The sequence below is a fragment of the Mangrovimonas sp. CR14 genome (assembly GCF_011764015.1).
Lineage (GTDB): Bacteria > Bacteroidota > Bacteroidia > Flavobacteriales > Flavobacteriaceae > Mangrovimonas > Mangrovimonas futianensis.
In genome coordinates this window covers 203,276-222,884 of sequence record NZ_JAAFZY010000001.1, presented here as the reverse complement: position 1 = coordinate 222,884, position 19,609 = coordinate 203,276, and the positions used below count along the sequence as shown (strand labels likewise).

Here is a 19,609-nt window from a genome sequence, read left to right as displayed (position 1 = left end):
CCATATGTCAAAAAAAGCCCTAATCTTAAGTGTGTTTTGTGTGGTATTTTCTTTTGGAATCCCTAAAGTTAAGGCACAAAGTACAACAAACTTAAAAACACAAACCTTGATAAAACCACCATATTTAAAAGTAGGGGACACCGTTGCTATTGTGGCCCCATCAGGAATATTAAAAAACCGGGAAGCTGAGATAAATAGAGCCAAGAAGCTACTTCAAAGTTGGGGACTTCATGCTGTGGTTGGTAAACATGTTTTTAGCCAAGCCAATCATTTTGCTGGTACCGATGATGAACGCTGTGAAGATTTACAGAAAGTTTTGGATGATCCATCCATAAGTGCTATCTGGTGTGCCAGAGGTGGATATGGCACTGTAAGGATTTTGGATAAATTAAACTTTTCTAAGTTTAAGGCCCATCCTAAATGGCTTATCGGTTATAGTGATATTACCGCCCTCCACAATGCTATACATAATTTGGGTGTAGAAAGTATTCACGCTATGATGTGTACCAGTCTCACAGGAGACAAGACAGATTTGGATCAAACCATTGAAACCTTCAAGAAAGCTTTGTTTGGGGAGTCATTAAGTTATCATTTGGATGCTTCCCAATACAATCAGGAGGGTGTGGTCATGGCTCCTTTGGTAGGAGGTAATTTAACCATGCTTCATACTATGTTGGGTTCTACAACAAGTATTGATACTTCAGGAAAAATTCTTTTTATTGAAGAAATAGGCGAGTATAAGTACCATATTGATCGAATGCTTCAAAGTCTCAAACGCGCTGGATATTTTGATCACTGTGTGGGTGTGGTTGTAGGAGATATGACCAAATTAAAAAAGAATACGACCGTTTGGGGAACCTCAATAGAACAATTAATTTTGGATGCTTTATCCGATTATGATTTCCCTATTGCCTTTAATATGCCTTCGGGCCACGAAGATGATAATAGGGCGCTTATCTTGGGAAGAACAGTTGAACTTACAGTGAGCAAAAACGGATCTACCTTAAACTTTAAAAGTGAATGAAAGTTAGTTGAAGTTTCTAAAACATTGTATTTTAACGATTTATAAAAGAAAAATCCTACACTAAACGTTATAATTAGTACGGTTCATCGAAAAAATTTTCATGACATCTATTGGGTTGTGTACCTTAGGCTTACAACCCAAAAATCTACTACCATGAAAAAAATTACTTTGATGTTAACTGCTATGTCTTTAAGCCTAGTCCTTGGTTGTTCCAATGAGTCCCTAGGTGATGAGAACATTGGAGGTTCCCAGAAGAAACCCAAAAAGGTGGAAACAACTCCTTTTGATGAGCCTGAGAACGATGGAGAACATTGTTTTATTACACACCTGATTGCTGGTCAAACCCATGTTGCTGGTTCGGTGACTATTGATGTTGATGGTGACCAACTGATCATTACTTATACGACTAACGAGGATTGGACCATCGGAACGACCCATTTAAGTATAGGTATTTGTGAATCAGATTGGGTGCCTTTAAATGGCGCAGGAAATCCGCAGATTGGTCAATTTGAATTTACTGAGCCTACCTCACAAACGTCAACCGAAGTGGTTTATATCATCCCGATTTCTGAAGTGGGAGATACCTACTGTTTTGCTGCCCATGCTGAGGTTGAAGGTCCTGCCGGTGGGGAAACTGCTTGGGCACTGGGAGACCAGTTTGACGGGAACAGTTGGGCCATGTATGAGGAGTTCAACTTGTCTGATTGTGAATCAGATGATGATGGCGAGGATGATGGTGACAACGGAGATAACGGTGGGCAAATTCCAACTTAATCTATTGAACCTAAAAATAAGAAAAGGTGCATGATTTCATGTACCTTTTTTGTTTTCAGGAAAAATGGTAATTTGTTGGTGATGGCAAAACATAACGAACTAGGAAAAAGGGGAGAGCAACTCGCCGTAGATTATCTGCTAGGGAAGGGTTATTCTATTGTAGAACGCAACTACCGTTTTGATCGAGCAGAGGTGGATATTATTGCCAGAAAGGAGAATGTTCTGGCTATTGTTGAGGTGAAATCGAGATCGACTACCGATTTTGGAAATCCCCAAGATTTTGTCAAACCCAAACAAATTAAAAACCTTGTAAAAGCGGTTGATGAATATGTTTCCGAAAATGGGTTGGATGTCGAAGTAAGGTTTGATATCATTGCTATAGTCAAGCAAGGATCAACCTTTGACTTGGAACATTTAAAGGATGCTTTTTATCATTTTTAATCTTCTTTGAAATATGATTTTACAGCCTCCAAATCATAAGGTTTGAAAAGTACCTTTTTATCTTGATCCAATACAAAATAAGTAGGGGTTGAACTGATGCCATATTCTATGGCAGTAGGATTTTCCCATCGTCCTAAACCAATGGCATGGAAAAAGTGCGGATAATTTTTGATTTCACTTTTCCAATCAGCATAGCCTTCTTCCAGACCAAAGGCCACCACTCCCACCTTGGGATGGCTTTCCATAAAGGCTTTTACCTGTGGTAACTCGGCCAAACAATGCCCGCAGCCACTGCTCCAAAATATTAATAAATAGGAATCGTAGCCCGATAAATCATGTAGCGTGGTTGTTACTGATTCACCATTTAATCCGTAGGAAATATTAAAATCTTTGGCAACTTTACCAACACTGGTATTTTTATAGGCAGACAACATTTTTAGAAGGTAAGTGTCTTTTTCCTGTTTGGCGATTGCCATCAAATATTGGTCTGAAATATAGTTGGCTACGTCATCTTGACTTTTTTCTGTCATACTTTGCCAGAGCATTTCTAATATGATTTTTTTGACCTCTTGATGGCTCCCAACTTTTCCAACTACTTCGTCAATAGCCTTTTTGTAGGCATCGGGATTTTCTGGGGTCATTTCCAAAACATAGGCCATAAGACGGTCCAACAGGAAATCGGAACTTTGAATCAACGGATTTTCAAAATCAATATGGTTTAGATATTCTGCCTTTAGATGCGTTCCATATTCTGAAATGGGCTCATATGTTTTTGGGACATACATTTTATTCCCCTTGATAAAAGCTTCCACCAATAACCCATTAGATTTATTTTCAAATGTTTCTTGAATATTTCTTTGCTCCTCAAATACCTCTTCAAGGGCTTTTTTATCTACAGGTTCTTTTGAATACAGAGCGCCGATATGCTGGTTAATAGCCATCATATGAGACATGTAATCAAGCCAAAGAATGTTGTTCTGAGACTGTGAAACGGTCAAGCCTTCTTCTAGATCGTAATGGACTACGATATCCTCTTTTCCATTGTAGATTAAGTTAAAGTTGTTCTCTTCCTGCGGAATGGCGTAGACAATTTTATAGATGCCTGGAGGTTGGTTGACATCCAGTTCTATAGAGAAAGCACCGTCATCTGATAACTTGGCTTGACCAATATAATCAGTTTTACTTGGGGTGGCTCGGTACAACAAAACATACGAGAATTCTTCAGCTGGGGAAAAACTACCAGAAATCGTATGTTGTCCAAGCATGAAAAACGGAAGCAATAAGCAGAGGTATGTTAATGGTCTCATAAGTCTTTTTTTAAGTTGATTCAATTATTGAGCCAAGATGGGTTTTAATACTGAAAGCCCTTGTTTGACGCTCTTGATATTTTCAAAAGTCAATAACAATCGCAATCCGGTTCTTGTTTGTTTTTCTTTCATTTTACAGGCTCTTGGATGGGTTTGCACAAATTGTAATAGTTTGGTAAATCCTTCACTTTGATAAAAGCCGCTTTTTTGGTCATTGATGAAGTAACCTACAAGTTTTCCATTTTTCATGATTACTTTTTCCAGTCCCAATTTGGCAGCTAACCATTTTAAACGCACGCTGTCAAACAAATCAGAAACGGAGGTCGGCATATCGCCAAATCTATCAATGATTTCCGTTTCAAATTTTTCTAACTCATCATCTGTTTTAATCTCATTGAGTTTGGTGTAAAGGTTTAACCTCTCGGTAATGTTATTGACATAGTCATCTGGGAACAACAGTTCAAAATCACTATCAATAGTGACTTCCTTTACATATTGTTTTGGTTTTTTGTCGTCTTGATAGAGGTCTTTGAATTCGTTGTCTTTTAACTCTTCAATGGCTTCGTTCAATATTTTTTGATAGGTATCAAAACCAATTTCATTTATAAAACCACTTTGCTCACCACCTAGCAAATCTCCAGCACCACGTATTTCCAAATCTTTCATTGCGATGTTGAAACCGCTTCCCAATTCAGTGAATTGTGCCAAGGCTGTGATTCGTTTTCGGGCGTCTTCGGTCATCACCGAATAATCTGGTGTGATGAAATAACAGAACGCTTTTTTATTGCTTCGTCCCACGCGACCTCTCATTTGATGCAGGTCACTTAGTCCAAAATTGTTGGCGTTATTAATAAATATGGTATTGGCATTAGGCACATCCAGACCACTTTCTACGATGGTGGTACTGACTAAAACGTCAAATTCACCATTCATAAAGGCAAGCATGAGGCTTTCCAATTTTTTACCATCCATTTGCCCGTGTCCAACACCTACTTTGGCATCAGGAACCAATCTTTGGATGAGGCCTGCCACTTCCTTGATATTTTCAATACGGTTGTGAATAAAAAACACTTGCCCACCACGTTCAATTTCATAACTAACAGCATCCCTTATGGTTTCTTCATTAAACCTGACAACGTGGCTTTCAATGGGGTATCTATTTGGTGGAGGTGTAGTAATTACCGATAAATCCCTAGCGGCCATCAAGCTAAATTGAAGGGTTCTTGGAATAGGGGTTGCGGTTAAGGTTAGCACATCAATGTTCTCCTTTAAGGTTCTTAATTTTTCCTTGACTGCGACTCCAAATTTTTGTTCTTCATCCACAATCAGCAAACCAAGATTTTTAAACTTTACGGTTTTGTTGGCCAGTTGATGGGTGCCGATAATGATATCTACTTCACCACTTTCTAACTTTTCTAGGGTGGTTCGTTTTTCTTTAGCTGTTCTAAACCTGTTTACATAATCTACCGTAACCGGGAAGTCTTTCAAGCGTTCCTTAAATGTTCTGTAATGTTGGTAGGCCAAGATGGTTGTGGGAACCAAAACGGCTACTTGTTTGCCATTATCCACAGCCTTAAACGCAGCTCGGATTGCTACTTCTGTTTTTCCAAATCCTACGTCACCACATACCAAACGGTCCATAGGTCTTTCGCTTTCCATGTCCATTTTAATATCGGCGGTGGCTTTACTTTGGTCTGGGGTATCCTCATAAAGGAACGAGGCCTCTAGCTCATGTTGCATGTAGCTATCTGGATTGTATTGGTGTCCTTTTTTAAGCTTTCGTTTAGCGTATAATTTTATCAGGTTAAAAGCAACTTCTTTTACCCTCGTTTTAGTTTTTTGTTTAAGATTTTTCCAAGCAGCACTACCTAATTTATAGATTTTAGGAGGCTTCCCATCCTTGCCATTAAATTTGGTAATCTTGTGAAGAGAGTGGATACTCAAATATAAAACATCCCGTTCCCCGTAAATTAATTTGATGGCTTCTTGTTTATTACCCTCTACATCAATTTTTTGAAGCCCTCCAAAGCGTCCAATTCCGTGGTCAATATGGGTAACATAATCGCCAATTTCCAGATTGGTTAATTCCTTTAATGTAATGGCTTGCTTTTTTGCATAGCCATTTTTGATGTGGAATTTATGATACCTCTCGAAGATTTGGTGGTCTGTGTAGCAGGTTATCTTATTGTCATGATCTATAAATCCCTGGTATAGAGAGAGTACAATGGTTTTGTAATGAATGTTTTGCTCTATCTCTTGGTTGTTTTGGGCACTGATGTCATCAAAAATATCATGAAATCGTTTGGCCTGTTGCTCACTGACGCAGGCAATATAATTGGTGTACCCTTTTTGATGGTATTCATCCAAATTCTCAATCAACAAATCAAATTGTTTGTTAAAGGAGGGTTGTGGTGACGTGTTGAATAGAATAGGGTCTGCTTGGTTTGAAAACAAAGATGATGTTCCAAATTCAACCAAATTAAAATCTAATAATTGCTGTTTCAGTAATTTGGAATGACAAAATAATTCCTCTGGTTGGGCATGTTTGATGTCCTTGGAAAGTTTATCAAAGGCTTCCTTGGCTTTTTCAAAAAGAGCATCGGTTCTTGAAAAAAGAAGGTCGGCATTATTGAGGAAAACCACCGTTTTTTGAGCCATATATTCGAGGAAGCTTTGCCTGGTTTCTTCCATGAATTTATTGGCCACATTAGGAATGATATTGATTTTTTTAATTTGATTTGTTGACAACTGAGTCTCCACATCAAAGGTTCTAATACTATCTACCTCATCTCCAAAGAACTCAATACGGTAGGGTTCGTCATTTGAAAATGAAAAGACATCTACGATTCCACCTCTTACGGAAAATTCCCCTGGTTCTGTCACAAAATCAACTCTTTTGAATTTGTACTCAAATAGAACCTCGTTGATAAAATCAATGGATAATTGTTCGCCTATAGCTACTTTTAGAGTGTTTTTCTCCAACTCCCTTCTAGTCACTACTTTCTCAAATAAAGCATCGGGATAGGTTATAATTATGGCAGGTTTCTTTCTGGAATTGATCCTGTTTAAAACCTCGGCCCTTAGCAGTACATTGGCGTTGTCTGTTTCTTCAATTTGATAGGGTCTGCGATAACTTCCAGGGTAAAAAAGAACGTCTTTGTCATTCAGCAGAATTTCCAAATCATTCAAGTGAAAAGCAGCTTCTTCTTTATCATTGAAAATAAGAAGAAACGGTTTTTCAGCATTTTTAAAGGTTTCGGCTAAAACTAGTGATAGCGAAGATCCTACCAGACCTTTCAGATGCGTTTTTCCTTGGGTTTGGGAAATAGCAGCTTGCAGATTTTGCGTTTGCGAAGTCTGTGTAAAGATTTGCGAGAGGGTATTGTGGCTCAAAGCAATTTATTTGATGCAAAGATAAAATTTTGTTGTAGAGTTTGTGTTTAAAAAACTATTAAGAGTAGTATATTTGCACGACTTTAAAAAATTAGTACACGATGTCTATTTCAGATTTATTTGATTTCGGTTTTAGAAAAAGAAATCAAGACCACTTTGCTGCCATTGTAAGAATTGCTATGAGCGATGGTGTTATTAATGATGCAGAGAAGAAGTTTCTTGATAGATTAGCTCATAACCTTCATATTAGTGAAGCCGATTACACGCAAATTTTAAAGGATTACCAAACACATCCTATTAACCCGCCACTTGCTTATGACGATCGTTTAGAACGTTTATATGATTTAGCACGAATGGTTTGGGCAGATCATATTGAAGGAGAAGATCAAGTAAGTATGTTAGAGAAATTATGTGTAGGTCTTGGTTTTCATCCTGAAAATGCTCAGTATATTACTGACAAAGCTTTAAAGCTGGTACACCTTGAGGTTGATTTGGACACGTTTATTGAAGAGATAAAACATATGAACAGATAAGAAACTTATCTAATATCATTATAAAAAAAGCGAGCTTTTAGCTCGCTTTTTTTATTCGTATTTTTTAATAAATTCTTCGACTTTAGAGACCATGTTTTTACTTCCGCAGAAAAAAGGAACCCGTTGGTGCAATTCAGTGGGTTTAATATCCATGATGCGTTGGGTACCATTACTAGCTTTACCATTTGCTTGCTCTGCTAAAAAGGCCATGGGATTGCATTCGTAAAGCAGTCTCAATTTTCCATTGGAACTGGTAGAGCTTTTGGGGTACATATAAATACCTCCTTTGATCATATTGCGATGAAAATCAGAAACCAAAGATCCAATATATCTACTGGTATAGGGGCGGTCACCTTCTTCCATTTGGCAATATTTAATGTAATCTTTCACACCTTGTGGAAAATGGATGTAGTTCCCTTCATTGACTGAATAGATTTTTCCATCTTCTGGGAATTGCATGTTGGGATGTGATAAGTAGAAAGTACCTATAGCAGGGTTCAGAGTGAAACCATTAACCCCGTCACCTGTAGTGTAAACCAACATGGTTGATGTCCCATAAACGACATAACCTGCGGCTACTTGTTGATCTCCTTTTTGTAGAAAATCTTCTATGGTCACTGGTGTGCCAATGGGGGTAACTCTTCGGTATACTGAAAAGATGGTTCCCACAGAGACATTAACGTCAATATTAGAAGAGCCATCCAAAGGATCTATCAATACCACGTATTTGTTTTGATGGTTTTCATCTTGACTGTTGATGGAAACAAAATCATCTTCTTCCTCGCTGGCAATACCGCATACAATATTTCTGTTTGTTAGGGTGTGGATGAATTTATTATTGGCATAAACATCCAATTTTTGTTGATCCTCACCCTGAATATTGTTCTCACCTGAACTCCCAATGATATCCACCAAGCCAGCCTTGTTGACTTCGTGATTTACAACTTTGGCTGCAAGTCTAATGGAATTGATTAATCTTGAAAGTTCTCCAGAACTATATTTGAAGGATGCTTGGTTCTCAATAATAAACTCACCGAGAGTTTGATTCTTTACTGACATGAAGATGAATTAAGTTTAGAACAAATATCGTGGTTTTTTATCCAACTACATCGTTTTCGTGGTAAGAAAATCTGATTAAATGGTTAAGTTTGGATTATCTTTGAAAATAAAGGAGAATTTATGAAGATTCACATCAGAAAGGCTGAAAAAAATGATATGTCTCAAATTTTGGAACGCATCAAAGAGTTGGCTGTTTTTGAAAAAGAACCCGATGCGGTGGAAATTACCGTTAGTGATTTGGAATATGATGGTTTTGGCCCGAAACCAAAATTTCAATGCTTTGTGGCTGAAAAGGACCAACGGATTGTAGGAATTGCATTGACTTATACAAGATATTCCACTTGGAAGGGTGAAGTACTTCATTTAGAAGATTTAATTGTAGAAGAATCAATGAGAGGACATGGTATAGGAACGCAGTTATTGGATAAAGTGGTGCAATATGGAAATGAATTAGGAGTAAAAAGGATTAGTTGGGAAGTGTTGGATTGGAATGAGCCTGCCATTTCCTTTTATCAAAGTAAAGGTGCCGATGTAAAGCGTGATTGGGATGTGGTTCACCTAGATCAAAACGGAATAAAAAATTATCTAGCCAAGTTGTAGTATGCAAGTTTTTAAATTTGGAGGGGCCTCTGTAAAGGATGCTGAAGGGGTCAAAAACATGGTCCGAGTTTTACAGGAAGTAGGTTACAAAAACACTTTGGTTGTTGTGTCTGCGATGGGGAAGACCACTAATGCTTTGGAAGAAGTGGTCAAAAATTATTTTCATAGTAAAAAGACATTGCAAAGTTCCATTCAGGAGGTGAAGAAATACCATAACAGTATTCTTTTAGACTTGTTTGAAAATGAACAGCATACTGTTTATAAAAAGGTAGCTCAATTATTTCAAGAATTAACCGATTTCTTTGGAAGAAATAAATCTCCAGATTACAATTTTGTGTATGATCAAGCAGTGAGTTTTGGGGAATTAATTTCAACTACTATAATAAGTGAATACTTGAATGAGATTGGGTTGAGAAATACTTGGGTAGATGTTAGAGAGTTTATCAAGACAGATAATTTTTACAGATATGCCAAAGTGAATTGGGACGTTACCCAGGCTAATATTTCCATGGGTTTAAAGAAAAATGTACTCAATATTACCCAAGGATTTTTGGGGAGTGATGCCAATAATTTCACAACTACTTTAGGACGAGAAGGAAGTGACTATACTGCTGCTATTTTTGCTTATTGTCTCAATGCTAGTAGTGTGACTATTTGGAAAGATGTGGAGGGTGTGTTGAATGCAGATCCACGGTATTTTGAGAACGCCAAGTTGTTACAGAGTATTTCTTACCGGGAAGCGATAGAATTAGCTTTTTATGGGGCTTCGGTAATTCACCCAAAAACGTTACAACCGCTGCAAAGAAAAGAAATCCCACTTTTTGTAAAATCCTTTATGAATCCCAAAAATAAAGGGACCGTAGTACAAAAAGGACAAGGGATTGAGCCCCATGTTCCTTGCTTTATTGTCAAGAAAAATTTGGTGTTAATTTCTCTATCTTCCTTAGATTTCTCCTATATTGTTGAGGAAAATATCAGTGACATTTTTAAGTTGTTGCATCACAAGAAAATGAAGGTGGATGTGATTCAAAACTCTGCCATTAGTTTTTCGGTGTGTGTGGATGATCTTTATAACAGTCTTGAAACGTTATTAAAGGAACTGAAGTCAAAGTTCAAGGTAAACTACCATGAAGGGGTGTCTTTATACACCATTAGGCATTATAATGATGCTGCGATAAATCAATTGGAGAATGGTAAAGAAGTGCTTTTAAAGCAGTTAACGCCAGAAACCGTGCAAATAGTTACTAAATAAACATTTTACTATTTTTGTTGTTATGAGCAAACAACTTAATTCAGGATTGGTATCCGCAAAAGAAGTGGCGAAAGCTATACAAATTGACAACTATGGTTTTGTAGGTACATTTTTTGGATGGACGCTCATGAAGGTCTTAAAAATATCTACCTTAAATAAAATTTACAAAAGGAATGCACATCTGGATTCCTTGGAATTTTTGGATAAAATTATTGATGAATTTCAAGTAAAATTTGAAATTCCAGAAGAGGACTTAAAACGATTACCCAAGGATGGCGCATACATCACGGTTTCCAATCACCCTTTGGGAGGTGTTGATGGTATTTTGCTTTTAAAATTGATGTTGACTCAAAGAACCGATTTTAGGATCATTGCCAATTTCCTTTTGCATCGTATTGAGCCTTTGAAACCTTTTATAATGCCAGTGAATCCTTTTGAGGAACGAAAGGATGCCAAATCCAGTGTTTCTGGTATTAAGCAAGCACTAAATCATCTGAGGGAGGGACATCCGCTTGGAATATTTCCTGCAGGAGAAGTTTCTACCTATAGAGACGGTAAATTAATGGTCGATAAACCATGGGAAGAGTCTGCCATGAAGTTGATTCAAAAGGCAGAGGTTCCAGTCGTGCCTATTTATTTTCACGCCAAGAATAGTAAACTTTTTTATAAGCTTTCCAAGATTAGTGATACACTAAGGACAGCCAAATTGCCCTCGGAATTGTTAACCCAAAAACGACGGGTTATTAAGGTTAGGATAGGTAGGCCTATTTCTGTTACAGATCAAAAGGAGCATCAAACATTAGACTCATTTACTGAATTTATCAGGAGGAAGACTTATATTTTGGCTAACTCTTTTGATGAAAAAGGAAGGTTCTTGTCCAATTTTTCATCCACACTTAAACTACCCAAGCCTCCAAAAAGGATTGCCACTCCCATAGATCCAGAGGTAATGGATAAAGAGGTTGAAGAGTTAAGGGAATTAGACCTGCGTTTGCTTCAAAGTAAAAATTATGAAGTCTTCTTAGCACCAGCCAAAAATATACCTAACATTTTACGTGAAATAGGAAGGCTGAGGGAAATAACTTTTAGGGAAGTAGGAGAAGGGACCAATGAATCGATTGATTTGGATAAGTTTGACGACTATTATCACCATATGTTCTTATGGGATTCAGATGCTAAATTGATTGCCGGGGCTTACCGTATGGGATTGGGGTCAAAAATTTATGCAGAGTATGGGATTAATGGTTTTTACCTTCAAGACCTGTTCAGGTTTGAGCCAGAGCTATATAAGATGATGAGCGAATCCATAGAAATGGGAAGGGCATTTATTATTAAGGAATACCAGCAAAAACCCATGCCATTGTTTTTGCTTTGGAAGGGGATTGTTCATACTACTTTACGCTTCCCAGAGCATAAATTCCTCATCGGTGGTGTAAGTATTAGTAATCAATTCTCCAATTTCTCAAAATCATTGATGATTGAGTTTATGAAGTCCCATTATTATGATCCTTATTTGGCACAATTTGTGAGACCAAAGAAAGAGTTTAAGGTGAGGTTAAAGGATGAGGATAAGGACTTTGTTTTTGATGAAACTGAGGCCGATTTAAATAAGTTTGATAAAATTATTGATGAGGTTGAGCCTGGAGCACTTAGGTTGCCTGTGCTTCTTAAAAAGTATATCAAGCAAAATGCCAAGTTGGTGGCCTTTAATGTTGATCCACTATTTAACAATTCCGTTGACGGATTGATGTATATCAAAATTGCTGACTTGCCAGAAAGTACGGTTAGACCAGTTATGGAAGAGTTTCAGGAAGAATTGGAACGCAAGTTATCTGAACAAAATGAGAATCAATAAACTATTTCTTCTTTTCTTTTTTTTACATCTTGTAGGTTTTTCTCAGGATATCAAAGGAGTTGTTTTTGATTCAGAAACCGGTGAGCCCTTAGAAGGTGCTAGTGTATATTTTGATAATACTACAATAGGCACTACTACTAATGAAAAGGGAGAGTTCTCCTTGAATATAGATGAATCGGTAAGATCAGCCTTGATCATTTCTTTTATTGGTTACGAAAAGGTAGTCATGGAAGAATACAAGCCAGGCTCTATTTTAAAAATTCAATTAACTGAAAATGTCGCTTCCTTGAACGAAGTCAATCTCAGTTTTAATGATGGTTGGACAAGAAAGCAAAAGCTTCAGGCTTTTAAAAGGTATTTTTTGGGAAACAGTGAAAATGCTCTTTCCTGTGAAATTAAGAATGAAGATGCTTTAATACTCAGATACCTTGGAAAAAGTAACCAGTTAGTGGCATCCTCCAAAGAACCATTGATTATCGAGAACAAAAGATTGAAATATAGGATATCTTATGATCTTCAGGATTTCAACATTCAGTATGAGAAAAATGATACCTTCGGGCAGGTATTTCCTATTTCAGTTTTTTACGCTGGGACATCCTATTATCAAACGGATGAAAACTGGGATGGTTCCAAGAAAATTATAAACCGAAGAAAAGAGGTCTATTTTGGTTCCTCATTACATTTCATGAGGTCCTTGGTAAAAGGGAAGCTTCATGAGGAAGGTTTCAGAATTTTCTATAAAAAAACAGAAATCGCTCAAACGGGCGTTTTTGCAGTTTCTGATACTGATAAAACGAATATCAAGGAAATAAAGATTTTTAAACAACCGCTTCTGATTGTTTACAACAATAATTTTAACAACCAATCATCCATAACCACTAAAGAGGATATTTTTTACGTGGATGAATTTGGAAACCATATGCCCGCAGACGCGGTCATGTTTACCGGATATTTTGCAAATCAAAGAATAGGGGATAGCCTTCCCTTAAATTTTGAAGCCGATAAATAATAAGTCTAAAACCAAGGTCTTTTTCCCACTTGATAGGTCATATAAAACTCTTCGTCACTTTTTGTTAGATAAATTATTCCTTCTATTAAGGTAAAAATCCAAACCAAAAAACTTAGAAAACCAAAGCTCATAATGGAAATCACCAAGGTGATCATCAAAAGGATGATGCCTTCTTTTACGTAACCTAATACAAATTTATGTGCGCCAAACCCTCCCAATAAGATAGCCAAGATTCCGGCGAGTACCTTTTTGTTGTTTCCAGTGGCTCGATCAAAAGCTTCATCTGCTGCATGTGCAAAGTCTTTTGCTTTTTCCTTGGCATCTTTAGAGAATTCGTCGGCTTTGTCAGAGGCTTTTTTAGCCCCTTCTTTAAAGTCGCCTATCAGATCATCCAATTCGTCTCTTAAATCTTTTTTATTATCCATTATTTAACTCTTTTGAGGTTGGTTCTATAAAGATAAATAAAAACTCTGTTGCTTATTTAAAGGCTTGGTCAATTGGCTCCCATAGCTCTATTTTATTTCCATCATTGTCCATAATCCATCCAAATTTGCCGTAGTCATATTCTTCCATTTCACCAACAATGGTAACGCCTTCGTCCTTTAAAGTTTCCAATAATTCCTTAAGGTTTTCCACTCGGTAGTTAAACATAAAATCCTTTTTAGAGGGTTGGTAATAGGATGTATCCTCCGCAAATGGACTCCATTGGGTGGAGCACTCTTTTCCTTCTTTGTCCTTCCACCAGAAAGTACAACCATAATCATCTGTGTTGAAGCCTAAATGTTTTCGGTACCATTCTTTTGTTGCTTTAGGGTCTTTCGTTTTAAAAAACATACCACCGATTCCTGTTACGCGTTTTTTCATTTTCTTTTTAGATTGGTTTCATAAATGTCTATCCACTGTTGTGGGGTTAACTTGGTGCATAAGTCACCTATAAGTTTAAAGGGAATATCATCTAGCTTCTTAAATCGAATGCAGCTTTTTCCCATGTCCAATTTAGTCTTGCAATGTTTGGAGTATTCTTTTACAAACCATTGATTTAATTCGGGTACAGCATAGATTCCACTATGGTATAAATTGATGGAATTCTTTTGGGAAGCAAAGCTCATAAACGGCAATGGTTCTTTAGGGTTGCAATGATATCCGCCAGGGTATAAGTCATGCGGCACATAGTATCCTATCATGTTGTATTGAATGCCTTCCTCAAACCCAGAAGGCAAATGCTCCGATATGGTAGCTCTTAACTTTTTTAAGGTATCCTGGCGTTCTATTGGAACTTGAGAAATGTATTCCTCGGGAGTTACTGCACTATATTTCATGGTTGAAAACTAAATTTACTGTCAGATTAAAAATAAGAATTCTAACGGATAAATAGAATGGGATTCCAAATGAATAAAAAAAAGGTGGCTTCCTAAACATGGAAACCACCTGGTATAAAAATTTGGTTGGTTAGCTAGCTATTAATTTGTATTGTTTTTTCTTCATCCCCTTTTTTGAGGGTGACCTTATAGGTAAGTTTTGTAATTTCTGAATTTTCATAGATTATTTTACAAGTGGTGGCATTGATGACCCAACCTGGATGGTTTTTGGAAATATTTTGACTTACAGAAAAAGGAAGCGGAATATTTTTGAACTCTTCTTTACTTGAAATCAAGGTGCCTGAATCATTATAGTTGGCTTCAATCATATAATTCCCTTCATCAAATTTCACGTTGTAATTTGCTGTTTCATGAGGTGTGTAAATGTCTAAACTTTTGATATCAAATGCAGCAACCATGGAGTGCATTTTTTCTACGACGACTGGTAATTTCTTATTTTCAAAGGTTTTCTCAAAAGCTGTTTTCTTTGCATAATTCATTTTTGAAGGACCACGGTCTAAAGTGTTAGACACCATGGCTATTTCATTCTGGGCAATTACTAGGTTGGTCATTCCTAATACTATTAAACCAAAGATTAAATGTTTCATAATAGAGGTTTTTAGTTAACAAAAAGGCTTGCTGGTAATAGTACTATTTAGGGAGAGAGTATTGTTTTTGACAACGATACTAAATTACAAAGAGGTTTTTGTAAAACACTGTATATGAGATAGACATGTGATGAACGACCAATAGACAAACAATAGACAAAAATGTTTATGACACTTAAAAAGTTACATACTTTGAATGAATTGATCTAGGTCAACATCTTCAGGCAGATGTAGTTTTTTACGCAGCCTATACCTACTCGTGTTTAGGGAAGCTAAGGTTATATTCTGAAGGGAAGCAATGCTTCGGCTATCAATTTTTAGTCTAATGAGGGAGCAAAGTCTAATTTCAGTTTTACTAAGGTTTGGAAATCTTTTAGTCAATTTGCTGTAAAACGAATCACTTAATTTATCCAGTCTTTCAAAGAAATCCTTGGTGTTACTATCAAAGGTTATTTTATTCTTAACCTCATTTTCCAATTCATCTATTAAGATACTTCGTTCTTTTGTTGGCGATTGTTTTAAGGTTTCAATTTTCTGAGCTAATAGTTCTGCCCATTCTTGGTTTTGGGATAAATTGAGAGCAAAATCTGTTAAATCACGCTCCTTAGATTTGATTTCGGAATTTAGTTTTTGAACTTTCAGAGAGGTGTTTTCCAGAGTCTTTTCAGCTAAAAGCTGTTTGTTTTTTGCATTAATTACATATTGTCTTCTCCTTAGAATTAGGGAAGTAAGTAGAATGATTCCTATAGAAAGAATTAGTGTGATGATCCACCATTTCAACCTTTGGTTTTTTAGTCTGTTTTCTTTTTGTAATCTCTCAATTTTGAAGTTTAAGGCCACCCTATCTAAGGTGACATTGTTTAGTTCATTCCTCCATTTGGTATCTGCTCGTTTGGATGCTGTCAAAATACTATCAGAAAGACTCCATACATTCTTTGAGGTGGCATAGGCCTCTTTTATTTTATTTTGTGATAGAAATAATAATTCTTCTGTTTTTAGAATTTCTAACTTCGAGCTATCACTCAAATTCAATTCGTTTTTCTTGGCTAATTCTCCTAATTGTAGAAATGCCTGTTCCGCCTGCTCAATTTGGTTCAACTTAAGATGGGAACGAACCAATTGCGCCCCCGCACTTATCAATCTGGGTAGGTCTATTTTTTGTGTTTTTTCATTAGGAGTTTTCTGATAAAAAGAGAAGTTGGATTGGTATAAGGGGAGTGCTTTAACCACGAGGCCTTGATCTGTATAAATATCGGCGATATTATCCCTAATACTTCCAATTAAGGTATGCTTGGGGAACGAATCTTGGGTAATTTCAAATGCTTTATTGAAATAAATTAAAGCATTTGACAAATCTTTTTTGTCCCAATAAAAGTATAAGCCATAATTGTTAAGCGCAGATGGATAATAAATACCTTTCAAGGTTTTTGAAAATTCTATGTTTTGAAGGTGTGTTATTTTTGCACTATCAAGCTTGTTGAGTTTGGCGTAGCTTTCTGCTAGGACAGAATAGGCATAGTTGCGCATTTCAATATATTTTTCCTTTTCTGAGGAAGTCAAATGGGATTCAAATTCCTTATATTTTTTAAAGAATTTTTGATAGGAATTAATGGTTTGTTGAGAGAAACCAATATTGTAAAACCAATTCCCTGAGTGTAAATAGGTGTCTAATTTTAAGGCGTAATTTCCTTTGATATGAGGTAAAAGGTCAAGACATTGAAAGTGTTTTGACAGATAAGATTGAAGTTGATTTTCTGAAAAGGACTTTCTTTGGTAAGTTTTAATATCATCTTCTGGAAATTCTAAGTTGATTTCAGATTGAAGTTTCTGGAACTGTATTAACGCCTCTTCGCTACTTAAGTTTTCATTCTGTGAAAACATAAATTGAAAGGGAAGGAAAAACCATAAAAGAACCATTCTTAGTCTCAAAGTCAACCAAAATTTTGATGAAGCTTATTGTAAATATAAGAAGATAGCTACAAATAAACTGTTTTTAATTTATTGGTTGTCTGAATATTGAATGGTGGAACTAGAAGTTATCTAGTTTTTCATTATGAATTTGGCTCTGATTTTATCTACGATAGTTTGGGCAAGTTTTTCTTTGCTCTCTATAGTCCATCCTGCTATATGTGGGGTTAAAAGAACATTTTTTGCCTGAATTAAATATTGAAAAGCAATGGGCATTTCGGTTTCAAAAAGAGATTCGAAGGAAGCTTTTTCGTATTCTAGGACATCCAATCCCGCACCAAGTATCTTTCCAGATTTTAAACCTTCTACTAAATCTTCGGTGATAACACTTTTACCTCTTGCTGTATTAATAAACCAAAACGGTTTTTTAATAGAGTCTATAAATGTTTTATCAATCATCTTCAGCGTAAGCGGCGTTTGAGGAGTGTGTAAACTGATCACGTCTACTTTTTCAGTAAATTCTGAAAGAGAAACCTGTCTGGCATTTTCATCATCAACGCCTTCCTTGATATCAAAACAAAGTACTTCAACGTCAAAGCCTTTTAGTTTCTTTGCAAAAGCCTTACCCATGTTTCCATACCCGATAATTCCAACTTTTTTACCATCTAATTCGACCCCTCGGTTTGCTTCTCTCAACCAAAGTCCAGACCTCACCTCACTATCAGCCTTATTTAAATGATTGAAAAGCGATAACAGCATACCTAGGGCTTGTTCTCCCACAGCATTTCTATTACCCTCTGGGGCAGATATGAGATAAACTCCTTTTTCTTGTGCGTAGTCACAATCAATATTTTCCAATCCGGCACCGACACGTCCAATAAATTTTAGATTGATTGCCGCGTTTAGAAAGGTTTGGTCAATGGTAAATCGACTTCGAATGATGATACCATCGTAGAGATGAATTTTCCTTTCAATATCTATTTTGGCAGAGGTATAATCTTCATCGTTTTGGAACCCTAAATCATTCAATTGGTCGATTAACAAAGGGTGGTTTGTGTCTAAATGCAGAATTTTCATTTCGAAAAGAAATTTTGTTTGGATAAAATACTAAAATCCGAGAATGACCTTGGCAATCAAAAAATAAATCAAAATCCCAAAAATATCATTGCTGGTTGTAATAAAGGGACCTGTTGCTACAGCTGGATCTACACCTTTTTTATCTAAAAATATAGGAATAAAGGTTCCTATTAAAGCGGCAATGACAATGACAGTAACTAGGGCAATACAGATGGTTGCAGAAACTAAATAAGGGGTTTCAAAAAGAAAATGACTCACAGGTAGCACGACCAATGCAATGGCAAGACCATTAACTAAACCCAGTAAAAACTCCTTGAATAAACGAGTCAAAATTTCACCTTTTATGGAGTCATTGGCTAAACCTTGTACCACAATGGCAGAAGATTGTACCCCTACATTTCCAGCTGTTGCCTGAATTAAAGGAACAAAAGAAAGTAATATCACATATTTTTCCATGACGGTTTGAAAACCTGTGATGATGGTAGCCGCCCCCAAGCCTCCAAACATCCCAATTAATAGCCAGGGGAGACGGGCACGTGTGAGTTCAAAAATGCTATCATCCGCTTCAACGTCATTGGTAATACCAGCAGCCAATTGGTAGTCTTTATCAGCTTCTTCTCTTAATACGTCAACAATGTCATCAATGGTAATTCTACCCAACAATGTTTTTTCATCATCCACTACTGGGATGGCCTCCAAGTCATATTTAGCCATAATTTTGGCTACTTCTTCTACATTTTCTTCTACATTCACATAATCTACACTAGAAATGTAGATGTCCGATATTTTTTGATCACTTTTGGCTACAATAAGATCTTTAAGAGATAATCGGCCAATCAGCTTTTCCTTTTTGGTCACTACATAAATGGAATGAACGCGGGTAACATCTTTTGCTTGTCCTCTTATTCTGCGTAAACAACCAGCTACGGTCCATGTTTCATATACTTTAACCAGCTCCTTAGCCATTAATCCCCCTGCAGTATCCTCGTCATAAGCCAATAGCTCTTTGATTTCTGCCCGGTGGTCTTCATCGTCAATATTTGAAATAACGGCATGACGTCGCTCTTCGGGTAATTCAGCAATGATATCGGCAGCATCATCGGTATCTAACTCTAAGATTTCATTGGCAATCTCTTTGGCAGATAAATTCTCGAGGACTTTTTCCCGGTTGTCCTCATCCATTTCCATTAAGACATCTGAAGTAGTTTCAGAATCCAAAAGCTTAATGATGTAGACAGCGTCTTCTTGGTCTAATTCATCCAGAATTTCGGCAATATCCGCATAGTGAAAATCATCTAAAAAAATTTTTAACTCCTTATCACTTTTTTGTTCGATTAGGAGTTCTACTTTTTCAAGAAGTTCGTCAGTTAATTCAAATTGGATATGTTCTAATTCTTCAGACAAATAGCAA

The 19,609-nt window shown here is 36.6% G+C and carries 18 protein-coding genes; 8 read left to right on the top strand and 10 right to left on the bottom strand.

Annotation, left to right across the window (positions count from 1 at the left end):
* The first annotated feature begins 4 nt into the window (after positions 1-4).
* The 3 genes from GZ212_RS00885 (at position 5) to GZ212_RS00875 (ending at position 2,239) form a co-directional block, all read left to right on the top strand.
* Positions 5-1,024, top strand: a complete 1,020-nt coding sequence (locus GZ212_RS00885; protein ID WP_166956382.1) for an LD-carboxypeptidase — start codon at positions 5-7, stop codon at positions 1,022-1,024.
* Positions 1,025-1,177: 153 nt separating this feature from the next.
* On the top strand, positions 1,178-1,798 hold the full coding sequence (locus GZ212_RS00880; protein ID WP_166956379.1) for a hypothetical protein: 621 nt from the start codon (positions 1,178-1,180) through the stop codon (positions 1,796-1,798).
* Positions 1,799-1,879: 81 nt separating this feature from the next.
* Positions 1,880-2,239 carry a YraN family protein gene (locus GZ212_RS00875; protein ID WP_166956376.1) on the top strand — a complete coding sequence of 120 codons (360 nt, stop codon included), beginning with the start codon at positions 1,880-1,882 and terminating at the stop codon, positions 2,237-2,239.
* On the opposite strand, the gene GZ212_RS00870 is transcribed toward GZ212_RS00875, so the two are convergent.
* Both GZ212_RS00870 and mfd read right to left on the bottom strand, forming a co-directional pair.
* Positions 2,236-3,546, bottom strand: coding sequence for a TlpA disulfide reductase family protein (locus tag GZ212_RS00870; protein WP_166956373.1), 1,311 nt, complete (start codon positions 3,544-3,546; stop codon positions 2,236-2,238). The genes GZ212_RS00875 and GZ212_RS00870 overlap by 4 nt on opposite strands.
* Positions 3,547-3,570: 24 nt before the next feature.
* Positions 3,571-6,939: a transcription-repair coupling factor gene (mfd, locus tag GZ212_RS00865; RefSeq protein ID WP_166956370.1), complete on the bottom strand. Its 3,369-nt coding sequence runs from the start codon at positions 6,937-6,939 to the stop codon at positions 3,571-3,573.
* A gap of 101 nt (positions 6,940-7,040) precedes the next feature.
* Here mfd and GZ212_RS00860 point away from each other — a divergent pair, with 101 nt between their 5' ends.
* Entirely contained in the window at positions 7,041-7,472 is a 432-nt protein-coding gene (locus GZ212_RS00860; RefSeq protein WP_166956367.1) for a TerB family tellurite resistance protein, read from the top strand.
* Positions 7,473-7,523: 51 nt separating this feature from the next.
* Here GZ212_RS00860 and fbp read toward each other — a convergent pair whose 3' ends face one another.
* The gene (gene fbp, locus GZ212_RS00855; protein WP_053970597.1) at positions 7,524-8,531 is read right to left on the bottom strand and encodes a class 1 fructose-bisphosphatase; all 1,008 of its coding nucleotides are present in this window, start codon (positions 8,529-8,531) and stop codon (positions 7,524-7,526) included.
* A gap of 120 nt (positions 8,532-8,651) precedes the next feature.
* On the opposite strand from fbp, the gene GZ212_RS00850 reads away from it, so the two are divergent.
* Genes GZ212_RS00850 through GZ212_RS00835 form a run of 4 tightly spaced genes read left to right on the top strand, consistent with a single transcriptional unit; the run spans position 8,652 to position 13,247 of the window.
* Positions 8,652-9,131: a GNAT family N-acetyltransferase gene (locus GZ212_RS00850; RefSeq protein ID WP_166956364.1), complete on the top strand. Its 480-nt coding sequence runs from the start codon at positions 8,652-8,654 to the stop codon at positions 9,129-9,131.
* Between the two features lies 1 nt (position 9,132).
* A complete protein-coding gene (locus GZ212_RS00845; RefSeq protein ID WP_166956361.1) occupies positions 9,133-10,383 on the top strand; it encodes an aspartate kinase in 1,251 nt (416 codons plus the stop codon).
* A 22-nt stretch (positions 10,384-10,405) separates the two neighbouring features.
* Positions 10,406-12,238: a lysophospholipid acyltransferase family protein gene (locus GZ212_RS00840; RefSeq protein ID WP_166956358.1), complete on the top strand. Its 1,833-nt coding sequence runs from the start codon at positions 10,406-10,408 to the stop codon at positions 12,236-12,238.
* The gene (locus tag GZ212_RS00835; RefSeq protein WP_166956355.1) at positions 12,225-13,247 is read left to right on the top strand and encodes a carboxypeptidase-like regulatory domain-containing protein; all 1,023 of its coding nucleotides are present in this window, start codon (positions 12,225-12,227) and stop codon (positions 13,245-13,247) included. Before GZ212_RS00840 ends, GZ212_RS00835 begins: the two co-directional genes overlap by 14 nt.
* 5 nt (positions 13,248-13,252) lie before the next feature.
* Here GZ212_RS00835 and GZ212_RS00830 read toward each other — a convergent pair whose 3' ends face one another.
* The 7 genes from GZ212_RS00830 to mgtE all read right to left on the bottom strand — a co-directional run bounded on the left by GZ212_RS00830 (position 13,253) and on the right by mgtE (position 19,602).
* Positions 13,253-13,672: an NINE protein gene (locus tag GZ212_RS00830; protein ID WP_053970592.1), complete on the bottom strand. Its 420-nt coding sequence runs from the start codon at positions 13,670-13,672 to the stop codon at positions 13,253-13,255.
* Between the two features lie 52 nt (positions 13,673-13,724).
* Positions 13,725-14,111 carry a VOC family protein gene (locus GZ212_RS00825; RefSeq protein ID WP_166956352.1) on the bottom strand — a complete coding sequence of 129 codons (387 nt, stop codon included), beginning with the start codon at positions 14,109-14,111 and terminating at the stop codon, positions 13,725-13,727.
* Positions 14,108-14,566 carry a DUF1801 domain-containing protein gene (locus GZ212_RS00820; protein ID WP_166956349.1) on the bottom strand — a complete coding sequence of 153 codons (459 nt, stop codon included), beginning with the start codon at positions 14,564-14,566 and terminating at the stop codon, positions 14,108-14,110. Before GZ212_RS00820 ends, GZ212_RS00825 begins: the two co-directional genes overlap by 4 nt.
* Before the next feature lie 134 nt (positions 14,567-14,700).
* Positions 14,701-15,213, bottom strand: a complete 513-nt coding sequence (locus GZ212_RS00815; protein ID WP_166956346.1) for a hypothetical protein — start codon at positions 15,211-15,213, stop codon at positions 14,701-14,703.
* 183 nt (positions 15,214-15,396) lie between these two features.
* On the bottom strand, positions 15,397-17,094 hold the full coding sequence (locus GZ212_RS00810; RefSeq protein ID WP_166956343.1) for a tetratricopeptide repeat protein: 1,698 nt from the start codon (positions 17,092-17,094) through the stop codon (positions 15,397-15,399).
* Between the two features lie 159 nt (positions 17,095-17,253).
* Positions 17,254-18,198, bottom strand: coding sequence for a 2-hydroxyacid dehydrogenase (locus GZ212_RS00805; RefSeq protein ID WP_166956341.1), 945 nt, complete (start codon positions 18,196-18,198; stop codon positions 17,254-17,256).
* A 30-nt stretch (positions 18,199-18,228) separates the two neighbouring features.
* A complete protein-coding gene (gene mgtE / locus GZ212_RS00800) occupies positions 18,229-19,602 on the bottom strand; it encodes a magnesium transporter (protein ID WP_206080357.1) in 1,374 nt (457 codons plus the stop codon).
* Positions 19,603-19,609: the final 7 nt, after the last annotated feature.